The 11,643-nt window shown below is 71.5% G+C and carries 12 protein-coding genes; 6 read left to right on the top strand and 6 right to left on the bottom strand.

Annotated elements, in window-relative coordinates:
• Positions 1–5: 5 nt before the first annotated feature.
• On the bottom strand, positions 6–260 hold the full coding sequence (locus LPN01_RS06490) for a glutaredoxin domain-containing protein (RefSeq protein ID WP_262827551.1): 255 nt from the start codon (positions 258–260) through the stop codon (positions 6–8).
• Positions 261–330: 70 nt separating this feature from the next.
• Complete coding sequence (locus LPN01_RS06485; RefSeq protein WP_262827550.1) at positions 331–1,365, bottom strand: alpha/beta hydrolase; 1,035 nt, start codon at positions 1,363–1,365, stop codon at positions 331–333.
• Positions 1,366–1,554: 189 nt separating this feature from the next.
• Here LPN01_RS06485 and LPN01_RS06480 point away from each other — a divergent pair, with 189 nt between their 5' ends.
• The 3 genes from LPN01_RS06480 (at position 1,555) to LPN01_RS06470 (ending at position 3,156) form a co-directional block, all read left to right on the top strand.
• The gene (locus LPN01_RS06480) at positions 1,555–2,412 is read left to right on the top strand and encodes a type 1 glutamine amidotransferase (RefSeq protein WP_262827549.1); all 858 of its coding nucleotides are present in this window, start codon (positions 1,555–1,557) and stop codon (positions 2,410–2,412) included.
• On the top strand, positions 2,409–2,795 hold the full coding sequence (locus LPN01_RS06475; RefSeq protein WP_262827548.1) for a reverse transcriptase-like protein: 387 nt from the start codon (positions 2,409–2,411) through the stop codon (positions 2,793–2,795). The genes LPN01_RS06480 and LPN01_RS06475 overlap by 4 nt, the downstream gene beginning before the upstream one ends.
• Before the next feature lie 70 nt (positions 2,796–2,865).
• Positions 2,866–3,156: a CsbD family protein gene (locus LPN01_RS06470; RefSeq protein WP_262827547.1), complete on the top strand. Its 291-nt coding sequence runs from the start codon at positions 2,866–2,868 to the stop codon at positions 3,154–3,156.
• Between the two features lie 81 nt (positions 3,157–3,237).
• Here the strand turns inward: LPN01_RS06470 and LPN01_RS06465 are convergent, their stop codons facing one another.
• Positions 3,238–3,840 carry a DUF4142 domain-containing protein gene (locus tag LPN01_RS06465; RefSeq protein ID WP_262827545.1) on the bottom strand — a complete coding sequence of 201 codons (603 nt, stop codon included), beginning with the start codon at positions 3,838–3,840 and terminating at the stop codon, positions 3,238–3,240.
• 130 nt (positions 3,841–3,970) lie between these two features.
• On the opposite strand from LPN01_RS06465, the gene LPN01_RS06460 reads away from it, so the two are divergent.
• Complete coding sequence (locus LPN01_RS06460; protein WP_262827544.1) at positions 3,971–4,387, top strand: DUF3597 domain-containing protein; 417 nt, start codon at positions 3,971–3,973, stop codon at positions 4,385–4,387.
• Positions 4,388–4,429: 42 nt separating this feature from the next.
• Here the strand turns inward: LPN01_RS06460 and LPN01_RS06455 are convergent, their stop codons facing one another.
• From LPN01_RS06455 to LPN01_RS06445, 3 genes are all read right to left on the bottom strand, one after another.
• Positions 4,430–7,030: an EAL domain-containing protein gene (locus LPN01_RS06455; RefSeq protein ID WP_262827543.1), complete on the bottom strand. Its 2,601-nt coding sequence runs from the start codon at positions 7,028–7,030 to the stop codon at positions 4,430–4,432.
• 124 nt (positions 7,031–7,154) lie between these two features.
• Positions 7,155–7,658, bottom strand: a complete 504-nt coding sequence (locus tag LPN01_RS06450) for a group I truncated hemoglobin (RefSeq protein WP_262827542.1) — start codon at positions 7,656–7,658, stop codon at positions 7,155–7,157.
• 55 nt (positions 7,659–7,713) lie between these two features.
• The gene (locus LPN01_RS06445; RefSeq protein WP_262827541.1) at positions 7,714–8,598 is read right to left on the bottom strand and encodes a DUF3034 family protein; all 885 of its coding nucleotides are present in this window, start codon (positions 8,596–8,598) and stop codon (positions 7,714–7,716) included.
• An 84-nt stretch (positions 8,599–8,682) separates the two neighbouring features.
• On the opposite strand from LPN01_RS06445, the gene LPN01_RS06440 reads away from it, so the two are divergent.
• Positions 8,683–9,282, top strand: a complete 600-nt coding sequence (locus LPN01_RS06440; protein WP_262827540.1) for a methylamine utilization protein — start codon at positions 8,683–8,685, stop codon at positions 9,280–9,282.
• Positions 9,282–11,642, top strand: a complete 2,361-nt coding sequence (locus LPN01_RS06435; protein WP_262827539.1) for a putative bifunctional diguanylate cyclase/phosphodiesterase — start codon at positions 9,282–9,284, stop codon at positions 11,640–11,642. Before LPN01_RS06440 ends, LPN01_RS06435 begins: the two co-directional genes overlap by 1 nt.
• Position 11,643 lies beyond the last annotated feature (1 nt).

Genomic DNA, 11,643 nt, shown 5'->3' with positions numbered 1-11,643 from the left:
TCGCGTCAGGCGGCGGATGACGCCAGATAGCGTTCCAGCGCGTCGCTGCCGCCGACCTGTTCGCCGTCGATGAAGACGAGCGGCGTGGTGTCGACGCCATGTTCGGCCTTGAAGGCATCGACCTCCTCGCGCGAACGCAGGATGCGGTCGTCGACGGTGAACCCCTCCGCCTGCAAAATCTGCTTGGCGCGCACGCCGAACGGACAGATGTGGTCGGGCAGCACCATGCGGTACAGGGTCGCTTCGCGGGTTTCGGCCATGATCGTTCCTCGTGGGCGAGCGGATGCTCGCGTTCGCGGAGTAAAGCGCCGCAGCGTCGCACCCGTTCCGTCAGGCAAGGGCGGCGACCAGTCCGGCGACCCAGCGCGCGGTGAAATCGCGCGACGCGCGCGCCGTCGGCGCCACGCCGTCAAACGCATGGAAAGCCGCCGGCACCACCGCCAGGTCGACCGGCACGCCCGCCGCCGCCAGCGCGCCGGCATAGGCGACGTCCTCGTCGAGGAAGAGGTCGAGCGTCCCGACGCCGACGAAGGCGGACGGCAGGCCGGCGAGGTCGCTGCGCCGCGCGGGTACGAGGCGCGCCGGTACCGCAGTGCCGCCCGCGGGCACACCGAGCAGCGCCGTCCAGCCGAAGCGGTTCGACGCCGCGGTCCAGACGAACGTCCCCGTTCCCGGCCGCGCCGCGCGGCTGCTGCCGGTGCGGTCGTCGAGCATCGGATAGATCAGCACCTGATGGCGCACCGGCACCTCGCCACGGTCGCGTGCGTGGAGCGCCAACATCGCCGCATGGCCGCCGCCAGCGCTCGCCCCGCCGATCGCGATGCGTGTGCGGTCGACCCCCAGAGACGCGGCCTGGTCGTGCACCCAGCGCAGGGCGGCGTAATTGTCCGCGAGCGACGCCGCCAGCCGCGCCTCCGGCGCCAGCCGGTAATCGACCGCGACGACCAGCCAGCCATGCGCCCGGGCCGCCTCGCGCAGCGGCACCGGGATGCCCGCCGATCCGGCGACATAGCCGCCGCCGTGCAGCCACACGACCGCGCCGCGGCCGGTGCGTCCCGGCGCGCCGTCGAACTGCACCGTCCGCACCGGCGGTTCGCCGGGGAGGCCCGGTATCGTGACCGCGGGCAGGCGCAGCGCGGCGAGCGCGGACGGCGGGGCCGGATGGGCGTGCGGGGCCGCCGGCCGGTGGCGGAAGGCGGCGAGCGTCGCGGCGGTGGCGTCCATCGGCACCAGCAGGGCAAGATCGTCGCGCATCTCCGGATCGACGGTGGCGAAGCGCGACTGGGCCAGGGCACGCGGCGCCTGCGCCAGCAGCCACGCCGCACCGCCCGCGCGCAACAGGTCCCGCCGGGTCGTCCGCATCATCGCCTCCGTCGTCATGCGCGCGGTCACGCGCCAGAGCGGCGATTGTGCCCGCAGATCGCGGCGACGGCCAGCGAAGAGCACGGATGGCGCGTCGGGCGATCGGATCGTCGCAATCGCGCGCCGTTCGGGTCGGCGGCATGGACCCGATCGATGCTGGTGCGTTGGCATGCGCACAGCAGCGAAAGTCCCATGACCTTGTACCATTTCCTCGTCGCCGAGAGCGAAACGCCCGACGAACGCGCGGCCCGGCGCGCCCATACCGGCAGGAGTTCGGGCGAAAGCTACGGCGCGACGCTGCAACAGATGTATGCGGGTGCGCGGATCACCCGCATCGCCCCCGCCGACGCCGATGCGGAGGCGCCGACCCCGCATCAGCTCGCGCGCTACGATGCGGTGTTCGTCACCGGCTCGCCGCTCCACGTCTACGACGATACGGCGGAGGTCCGCCGCCAGCTTGCCTTCATGCGCGCGGTCTTCGCCAGCGGAACGCCCGCGTTCGGATCGTGCGCGGGCCTGCAACTCGCGGTCGCGGCGGCGGGCGGGCGCGTCCGCAGGATGCCGGAGCGGATCGAGGCCGGGGTCGCGCGCCGCATCGTGCGCACCGACGCGGGGCGGGACCATCCGCTGCTCGCCGGGCGGCCGCCGGCGTGGGACGCACCCGCGATCCACGGCGACGAGGTCGAGACGCTGCCGCCGGGCGGCGTGCTGCTCGCCGGCAACGCCGTCACCCGCGTGCAGGCGGCGGAAATCCGCCACGACGGCGGCATCTTCTGGGGCGTGCAATATCACCCCGAACTCGCGCCGGGGGAGATCGCCGTGGCGCTGCGCCGCCAGGCGGAGGATCTGGTCGCCGCCGGGCTGGCGGACGACGAGGCCGGGGTGGAACGGCAGGCGGCGCTGCTCGACCGGCTGCACGACGCGCCCGACGACCGCGCGGTGCTGTGGGCGCTCGGGCTCGACCGCCAGTTCGCCCGGGCCGACGGCCGGCGGACCGAACTCGCCAATTTCGTCGCGACGCTGGTCGAACCGCGGCGGCGCGCGGCGTGAGCGGGCGGATGACGCTGTATTTCGACGGCGGCGCGCGGCCCAACCCGGGCCGGATGGAGATCGCGGTGGTGACCGGCGGCCGCAGCCACATCCGCGACGACGTCGGCGCGGGCGACAATTGCACCGCCGAATGGCTGGCGCTGCGCTACGCCGCCGAGATCGCGCTGGCCGCGGGGGCGCAGGACGTCCTGTTCGTCGGCGACGCACGAACGATCGTCGAACAGGCGCTGGGGCGCTGGGCCTGCCGCAGCGCGCAGCTGCAACCGCATCTCGACGCCTATCGCCGGGCGGTCGCCGCGATCCCGCGCGTGCACGTCCGCCACGTCCGCCGCTCGAAGAACCTCGCCGGTTACGCGCTCGCGCGGCGCTATCCGCGGGGATGATTTCGCACCTGCGGAAACCCCGGCCGTCCCGCGCGTTGACCGACGCACTCATTCCACAGGAGCAACGAAGATGAACCAGGACCAGATCGCCGGCACCGCCACCGACCTTACCGGCAAGGTCAAGGAAACGATCGGCAGCGCCACCGGCGACACGCAGACGCAGAATGCCGGCGTCGCCGACCAGATCAGCGGCAAGGTGCAGAAGACGATCGGCGATACCAGGGAAACCGTGGCCGCCGCCGCTGCGCCCTTCGCCGACAAGGCGCGCAAGTTCGCCAACGACCGTCCCTTCGCCGCCGCGGCGCTCGCCGGTGTCGTCGGACTGGCGATCCTCAACACGCTGCGCGGCAAGAAGGCGTAAGCCACCGCGGTCGCCGAACGAAAAGGGGGCGCCGGTCTCGCGACCGGCGCCCCCTTTTTCCTGTCCGCGTCGCCGTGGCGATCAGGCTTTCAGGCCCTTCGCCATGTTGAGATGGGCGGAGACGGTCGGCACCAGCCCGCTCGCGAAGGTCTTGAGCGCCGGCACGTCGCCGGTCGCGGCATAGGCCTTCAGAGCGTCGAGCGTCTGCTGATGCCCGGACTGCTGGCCGGCGATATAGGCCGCGTCGAAATCCGCACCGGTCTTGGTCTTCAGCGCGTCGAGCGTCGCCTGCTGTGCCGCGGTCAGCGTCGCGTCGGGCGTGATCGCCGGGGTCAGACCGGCGGTCGTCGCCTTCAGCTTGTCGGTCGACGCGGTATGCGCCGCGATCATCTGGTTCGCATATTTCTTCACCGCCGCCGACGTGCTCATGTCGAGTGCGAGACGCGACGTCGCGATCTCGAACGCGTCGCTGGCCGCCGCGGTGTTGGCGAACGCCTGGCCCGCGCTCGCGGGGGCGGTGGCGTTCATCCCGGCCATCCCGGCATTGCCCGCGTCGAAGGCGCCGCCGTCGTTGGTGACGAGACTGGCGTCGGTCGTGTTGGCGGTGTCGGTCTTCTGACCGCAGGCGGCGAGTGCCAGCGTCGATGCCGACAGGATCACCATGGTTTTCTTCAACATTTTCATCTCCCTTGCTGCGCGCGCGTCAACGTGCCGGAACCACCAGGCGTTCCGCCGGGAGCGATGGTGCGGTGGCGGAGCGATCCGGGACCCCCGACGTTAGCGTCTCGTCCAACCCCTTCGAGGAGCGAACATCATGAGCATTTTCGGTAACATCATGGGCAAGATCTTCCATCACAAGGCGGCCGCCGCGCCGGCCCCGCCGCAGACGACGCAGGCGGAAGCGACCCCGGCGCCCGCACCCGCCGCGCCGGCTGCCCCCGCCCCTGCGTCCGCGCCCGAAGCCCCCGCGCAGCCGGTCGACGTCGGCGCGGTGCTCGGCGAGATGGCGGCGATGAAGGATGGCGGCGGCAACTACCAGACGTCGATCGTCGACCTGCTCAAGCTGCTCGACCTCGATTCGAGCCTGTCGGCGCGCAAGGAGCTGGGGCAGGAGCTGGGCGTGCACGCCGGCGACGACGGCAGCGCCGAACAGAATATCGCGCTGCACAAGGCGGTGATGGCGAAGCTCGCGGAAAACGGCGGGATCGTGCCGGACAGTTTGCGCAACTGATCGCGTCCGCCGGCGGGGTGGCCGGGCGGTCGCCCCGTCCGGCTAGTCCGCGCGCGCGCGTGCGATATCGTGGATGCGGTGGAGCGCGGCGGGCACCGCGTCGCGCGGGACGCTGCGCCCGAACAGATAGCCCTGCGCCACGTCGCACCCCTGCGCGACCAGATACCGGGCCTGCGCGGCGGTCTCCACCCCCTCCGCCACCACCGTCATGCCGAGCCGGTGGCCGAGCGCCACGACCGCATCGATGATCGCCGCATCCCCAGCGTCGCGATCGAGATGGCTGACGAAGCTCTGGTCGATCTTGATCGTGTGCACCGGAAACGCCTTGAGGTGCGTCAGCGAGGCATAGCCGGTGCCGAAATCGTCGAGCGCGATATGGACCCCCGCGCACGAGAAGGTCTCGAGCGTGTGGCCGACGCATTCGGCGCCGCGACCGACGAACACCGTCTCGGTCACCTCCAGCTCCAGCCGCTGCGGCGGCACCCCCGCGCGCGCCAGCCGCGACAGGATGCGCTCGCACAGGTCCTCGCGGCGGAATTCCGCGGGCGACAGGTTGAAGGCGATCCGGCCGAAGTCGATGCCGGCGTCGAGCCAGCCGCGCATGTCGCCGACGATCCCTTCGAGCATCCGTTCGCTCAGGCTGACGGCGAGCTCCAGGTCCTCGAATGCCGCCGCGATCGTGCCGGGCAATTGGGTGCCGACGCTGGGGTGTCGCCAGCGCAGCAGCGCTTCGAACCCGCACACCCGGCCGCTGTCGAGCGCCACCTTGGGCTGGTAGAAGGGCATGATCCGGTCGTCGCGCACCACGTCGCGGGCGATGCTGAGCATCGACGAGCGCCGTTGCAGGTCGGCGCGCATGTGCGGCTGGAACGTCAGCATGCTGCCGCGCGCGTTGGCCTTGGCGGCGTAGAGCGCGATATCCGCCGATTTGAGCAGCTCCGCGGCGGTGGCGCCGTCGCCGGGGAACAACGATCCGCCGGCGGTCGCCTGGCAATCGAGGATGCGGCCGTCGTGCGCCAGCGGCTCGCGTACGCCCTTCAACGCGGTACGGACGCGCGCGATCACCTGATGCGGTTCGTCGTCGCCCTCGATCACCGCGGCGAATTCGTCGCCGCCCAGCCGCGCCAGCGTGCAATGCGATCCCAGCGCACCGCGCAGCCGCTCGCCGAACGTGCGCAGCACCACGTCGCCGGCATCGTGGCCGATCGTGTCGTTGGTTTCCTTCAGGTGATCGACGTCGAACAGCACCAGCGCCAGCCTGTTGCCCAGCCGCCCCGCCTGTTCGATCGCGGCCTCCAGCCGCTCCCCGAACGCCGCGCGGTTGGGCAGGCCGGTGAGGACGTCGTGATGCGCGGCGAAGCGGATCCGGTCTTCGGCGGTGCGTTCCTCGGTTACGTCGCGGGTGGTGACGAGCACGCGCGACAACCGGCCCGACGGTGCCTCGATCCGCCAGCCGCCCGTCTTGATCCAGCGTTCCTCGCCCGTGTCGGCGCGGTGGATGCGCAGCGTCGTCTCGAACCGGTGGTTGCCGTCGCGTGCCTCCACCGCCGCGACGAGCGCCTGCAACCGGTGCCGGTCGGCAGGCACCACCCGGTCGAGCGCGGTCTGGACCGAGGCCGGCGTCGTCGTCGGCAGGCCCAGCATCGCCTTGAATTCGTCCGACCACTCCCGCCGGTCGCGCAGCGCGTCATAGTCCCAGATGCCGAGCCCGGCGGCATGTGCGGCGAGCCGGAACCGCTCCTCGCTCTCGCGCAGTTCATATTCGGCGAGCTTGCGGTCGTGGATATCCTCCAGCGTGCCGTACCAGCGCACCACCATATCGTCCGCGCCCCGCCGTGCGGTCGCGCGCGCGCGAAACCAGCGATAGTCGCCCTGGGGCGTGCGCAGCCGGTATTCGAGGTCGACCGGGTGGCCGGTGGCGATGGCATGGGCCCAGGCCGCCTCGGTCGGGTCGATATCCTCGGGGTGGAGGGCGGCGAGCCATTGCGCGCCCATCGCATCGCCGGGATCGCCGCCGGTGACCGCGGTCCAGCGCGAACTCACCGCGTCGACCTGCCCGTCGGCGCGCGCGGTCCAGCTGATCTGCGGGTTCAGCTCCACGGTGTGGCGGTAATGTTCCTCGCTCTCGCGCAGTTCGGCCTCGGCGGTGCGGCGGGCGGTGATGTCCTGCACGACGGTGATCGTCGACGCCGCCTCACCCGCCGCGTCGCAGGTGAAGGCGATGTTGACCGCGCACCAGATGACGCTGCCGTCCGGCCGGATGAACCGCGTCTCGATCTCATAGGGTTGGGCGAGCGCCAGCTTCGCGCGATAGCCCGCGATCACCGCCTCGCGATCGTCGGGATGGAGGAATTCCGGGGCGGGCAGGCCCGACAGCGCCGCCGCGTCGCGGCCAACCATCTCGCAGAAGCGGGCGTTGACGCTCAGGACGCGCTGGTGCCGGTCGCGATGCAGCAGGCCGATCCGCGCGCGGCTGAGCACGTCGTTGAGCGGCAACGGCTGCGCCGCGACCGCCGCGGGCACCGGGATCGCGAAGCGGCGGCGGGTGACCGGGGCCGGAATCGGGACCGCGACCGGGCTGTCGAACCAGTCCGTGTCGCATCCCCTGTCCCGGTCGAACGGGCCGTCACTCCAGCGATCCACACCGCATCCTTCGGTCATCCCTCGTGGCGTGGAGGACGGTGGCGGCTGTCACTTAAAGATATGTAACGAAACCATTTCGAGTGCAATCGGGCGCCTTTAGAGCCGGTGCGCCCGGTGCCCCGGTTCAGGGGGCGGTGGCGGTGGCGGGGGCGCGGACGCCGCGGACCTTGACGATCTCGCGGTGCATCGGCGCCAGTTTCGCGAGCAGGCGGTTCTGCGCCCCGAATGCGACATGCTCGCGCCCCATCGCCGCCTGCAGGTTCTCGACCAGCGCCGCCATGTCGGCCTGCTGGATGCCCATATCGGCGTGCGCGGCGCGCATCGTGCGCCCGCTATAGCCGCAGCCGCCGTTGAGGATGTAGCAGAATTGCTCGGTCAGCGTCCGCCGCAGCCGCACCAGGTCCTGCCCCTTGAAGATATCGGTGATGCGCGGATCGGCGACATTGCGCGCGACGAGGTCCGCGACGATCCGCTCGACCCCGGCGCGGCCATGGAAGGCGCGCCACATCGCGTCGCCGGCGAACGGCGCCGCGCCCGCATTGGCATCGGCATGGACATAGGGTGCGACCGGCTCCTCGCCGGTGGGCGTCGCGACCTGAAGCGCGACGAACAGGAGGGTGGCGATCATGGAAGGTGTCCTCGGCGGGCCGGCGATGGCGTGGATGGGGAAGGGGCGGCGGCGGTCAGAACCCGCCCTGTACCGACACGAACAGGCCGCGCTGGCGCCGCACCGTCGCGATCGCGCCGAGGTCGACATAGGCGGCGGTGACCGATGCGTTGCGATGGAATGCCCAGGCGGCGAACAGGTCGTAGCTGTCGTCCTCGGCCGCGAACGCCAGATTGTCCGGCTTGGTGCGATATTCGGCGCCGACGACGAGGCTGCGCGTCAGCATCTTGCCCAGCGAGCCCTCGAACTGCGCGGTGCGCGCATCCTGGCGCGGGCCGCCGAAGCCGAGCAGGCCGAACTGGTTCGCCTTGGTAAGGCGCAATGTCGCATCGGCGACGATCCCTTGCGCCAGCCACAATTTGGTCGCGGCGACGTAGAGATCGGCGCTTCTGGTCTGGGCGGCGCCGACGGCGCGCAGCACGGGCGCGCGCTCGGCGATGCGATACTCCACGCCGACCGCGATCTGCGGCAGCATGGTCTGCTGCGCCCAGACGGCATCGCCCGCGATGCGCAGCTTGGCGCCGACCACGTGCTGGCCGAAGGTGAAGCCGCGGCCGAGGCCCAGCGCGGCGCCCGCCGCCCGCGTGTCGAACCGCTGATAGGCGTAGGACAGTTCGACCCGGTCCGACAGGCCGATCGCGGCACCCGCGCTCGTCAGGTCGAAGTCGGGCAGGGCGACATAGGTCGCGTGGGCGGTGGCGCCGTTGCCGTCCTCGGTCTCGTTGCCCGCGATGACCGCCCAGGTGGCGAGGCCGCCGCCCGCCGACCCCTCGAGCGACGAAACGCCGTTGGTCAGCAACAGCTTGCCACCGGCGCGGCGCTGGTTCGCGGCGGCGGGCGTGACGGCGAGTGCGGTGGCGGCGAGCAGGACGAGCGGACGGAGACGCAGGGATACGGGCATGAACGCTGTCCTAGTCGCTCATGGTAAAGGAGGCGTAAGCGGCGCTTTCAGCAAGTCGCAACACCCCGCCGCTACACCGGGGCGATGCGCACCCCGTTCCCCCGCGCCGCGATCGCCGCGGCCCTGCTGACCCTGCCGACGGCGGCATCGGCCGCGACCGTTCAGGTGACCGTCCGCCAGGCGGACGGCACGCCGCTGCGCGATGCGGTGGTGATGGTCGAAAGCGCCGCGGCGCCGCGCGCCATGCCGCGCGGACCCTATGTGATGGAACAGAAGAACATCGCCTTCCAGCCGCACGTGCTGGTCGTCCCGGTGGGTGCGCAGGTGCTGTTCCCCAACCGCGACACCGTGCGCCACCACGTCTATTCCTTTTCCAAGCCCAAACGGTTCGACCTGAAACTGTACGGCCGCGAGGACCAGCGCAGCGTCACCTTCGACACCGCGGGGGTGGTCGCGCTCGGTTGCAACATCCACGACACGATGAACGGATTCATCGTCGTGAGCGCGACGCCGTTCTTCGCGACGGCGGACGCACAGGGCCATGTCGTCATCCCCGGCGTGCCCGCCGGCGGCGTGACGTTGCGGGTCTTTTCGCCCGCGATCCGCGCGCCCGGCAACACGCTGGCGCAGGCGGCGTCGGTCCCGGCGGCGGGCTATGCCACCACGCTGACGATCCGACGCTGATGATCCGCCCCGGGTCGCTCACGCCGCTGCGCTTCCGCACCCTGCGCGGACGGCTGGCGGTGCTGTACACGGGCATGTTCGCCGCCGCGCTCGCGGTGCTCGGCATCACCGTGCAGGTGATGATCCGCAACCATGCGCGCGCCTCGGTCAGCGCCGAACTGGCATCGAGCGGCAGCGTCTACGACGGCCTGTGGGCGCTGCGTGCCCGTACGCTCGGCGGAATCGCCGACGTGCTGGCGCACGATTTCGGCTTCCGCACCGCGGTCGCGACCGGCGATCGCCCGACGATCGAATCCGCGCTCGACACGTTGCGTGTCCGTGCCGGCGTCCGCCAGGCGATGGTCGTCGAACAGGGCGGCCAGGTCATCGGCGCGACCGGGGCGCTCGCGCCGCTGATCGCGGCCCTGCCGGGTCGCCTGCCCGACGGACGGCGCGACGCGGTGCTGGTAGTACAGGGCAGGATCTATCGCGTCATCGTCTCGCCGGTGCTGGCGCCGATGCGGATCGGATCGGTCGTGCTCGCCCTTCCGCTCGACGCCGCCGAGATGCGCGGTCTGGAGCGGCTGTCGGCGATCCCGCTGACCGCGACGATGCTCTATCGCGACCCCGCCGGCCACTGGCAGGCCGCGGACGGATCGGTGCCTGCGGGCGCCGACGTCGACGCGCTGGTCGCGGGGTCGCATGCCGCGCGCCTGCTGGCGACGCTGTCGCTGCCGAGCGGCCGCGCCTTCGCCATCGCCAAGCCGCTGACCGGCCCCGATGGCGTTGCCGACGCCGCGCTCCTCGTCCGCTATCCGCTCCGCGCCGCGCTCGCCCCCTATTTGCCGCTGCAACTCGGCCTGGCGCTCGCCGGGCTGATCGGGATCGCGCTGGTGGTGCTCGGCAGCCTGCGGCTCGCACGGACGATCACCCGGCCGCTCAACGCGCTCGACGACGCCGCCCGGGCGCTGGAGGAAGGCGCCCGCACCGAGGTGACCGTGACCGGCGACGACGAGATCGGCCGGCTCGCGCAAAGCTTCAACCGCATGTCGCAGGGGATCATCGACCGCGAGAACCGCATCTCGCACCTCGCCTTCCACGATACGCTTACCGGCTTGCCCAACCGCACCTCGTTCCGCCAGGCGCTCGATCAGGCGATTGCGCGCGCGGCGCGGCCGGGGCAGGCGGGGGAGCAGGTGACCGTGCTCTGCCTCGACCTCGACGGCTTCAAGGGCGTCAACGACACGTTGGGCCATCCGGTCGGCGACGCCTTGCTCGGCGCGCTCGGCGTGCTGCTGTCGGGCCTCGCGCCGGACGGGCTCGTCTCGCGCCTCGGCGGCGACGAATTCGCGATCATCCTGGCGGGGCGGGTCGAGCCCGACCGGCCGCGCGCGCTGGCGCAGGCGATCCTCGATGCGGTGGCGCGCCCGGTCGAGGCGGCCGGGCACCAGATCGCGACCGGCTTCAGCATCGGCATCGCGCTGTCGCCCACCGACGGATCCGATCCCGACCAGCTGCTCAAGAACGCCGACCTCGCGCTCTATCGCGCCAAGCGCGACGGCCGCGGCGTCTACCGCTTCTTCGAAGAGGCGCTCGACATCGCCGCGCGCAAGCGCCGCCAGCTCGAACTCGACCTGCGCGAAGCGCTGATGACGGGGCAGTTCCGCCTGAACTTCCAGCCGATCTACGACCTCAAGGCCGATCGCATCGGCGGATTCGAATCGCTGCTCCGCTGGCATCACCCGACCCGGGGCGAGGTGTCGCCGGTCGAATTCATCCCGGTCGCCGAGGACACCGGCCTGATCGTCGGGATCGGCGAATGGGTGCTGCACGAGGCGTGCCGCCAGGCGACCCTCTGGCCCGATCACGTCCGCGTCGCGATCAACGTCTCGCCGTTGCAGTTCCGCAGCCAGGGCTTCGCCGCGATCGTGCTCCAGGCGCTCGCGCGCAGCGGCCTGCCTGCGAACCGGCTGGAGATCGAGATCACCGAATCGGTGTTCCTCGACGGCGAGGAGAACGTGCTCAACGTGCTGCACCGATTGCGCGCGCTGGGCGTCCGCGTGGCGCTCGACGACTTCGGCACCGGCTATTCGTCGCTCAGCTATCTGCGCAGTTTTCCCTTCGACAAGATCAAGATCGACCGGTCGTTCGTCACCAACGTCGCCGCCGATGCCAGCAGTGCGGCGATCGTGCGCGCGATCGTCGACCTCGCCGCGGCGCTGCACATGGAGATCACCGCGGAAGGGGTCGAGGACGCCGACCAGCTCGGCTGCCTGCGCGGCCAGGGCTGCGACAGCATCCAGGGGTTCCTGCTCAGCCGTCCGGTCGAGATCGAGGGCATCGCCCACCTGCTGCCGGCCCGGCTGGCACGCGCGGCGTAGC

Source organism: Sphingomonas sp. A2-49 (assembly GCF_025548555.1).
Classification (GTDB): domain Bacteria; phylum Pseudomonadota; class Alphaproteobacteria; order Sphingomonadales; family Sphingomonadaceae; genus Sphingomonas.
Note: the sequence above shows the minus strand (reverse complement) of the source record. Positions and strands in the feature narration are given on the sequence as shown.

Coding starts and splice junctions, on each gene's coding strand:
- LPN01_RS06490 (WP_262827551.1), bottom strand. CDS start 260: ATGGCCGAAACCCGCGAAGCGACCCTGTACCGCATGGTGCTGCCCGAC.
- LPN01_RS06485 (WP_262827550.1), bottom strand. CDS start 1,365: ATGATGCGGACGACCCGGCGGGACCTGTTGCGCGCGGGCGGTGCGGCG.
- LPN01_RS06480 (WP_262827549.1), top strand. CDS start 1,555: ATGACCTTGTACCATTTCCTCGTCGCCGAGAGCGAAACGCCCGACGAA.
- LPN01_RS06470 (WP_262827547.1), top strand. CDS start 2,866: ATGAACCAGGACCAGATCGCCGGCACCGCCACCGACCTTACCGGCAAG.
- LPN01_RS06465 (WP_262827545.1), bottom strand. CDS start 3,840: ATGAAAATGTTGAAGAAAACCATGGTGATCCTGTCGGCATCGACGCTG.
- LPN01_RS06460 (WP_262827544.1), top strand. CDS start 3,971: ATGAGCATTTTCGGTAACATCATGGGCAAGATCTTCCATCACAAGGCG.
- LPN01_RS06450 (WP_262827542.1), bottom strand. CDS start 7,658: ATGATCGCCACCCTCCTGTTCGTCGCGCTTCAGGTCGCGACGCCCACC.
- LPN01_RS06445 (WP_262827541.1), bottom strand. CDS start 8,598: ATGCCCGTATCCCTGCGTCTCCGTCCGCTCGTCCTGCTCGCCGCCACC.
- LPN01_RS06440 (WP_262827540.1), top strand. CDS start 8,683: ATGCGCACCCCGTTCCCCCGCGCCGCGATCGCCGCGGCCCTGCTGACC.
- LPN01_RS06435 (WP_262827539.1), top strand. CDS start 9,282: ATGATCCGCCCCGGGTCGCTCACGCCGCTGCGCTTCCGCACCCTGCGC.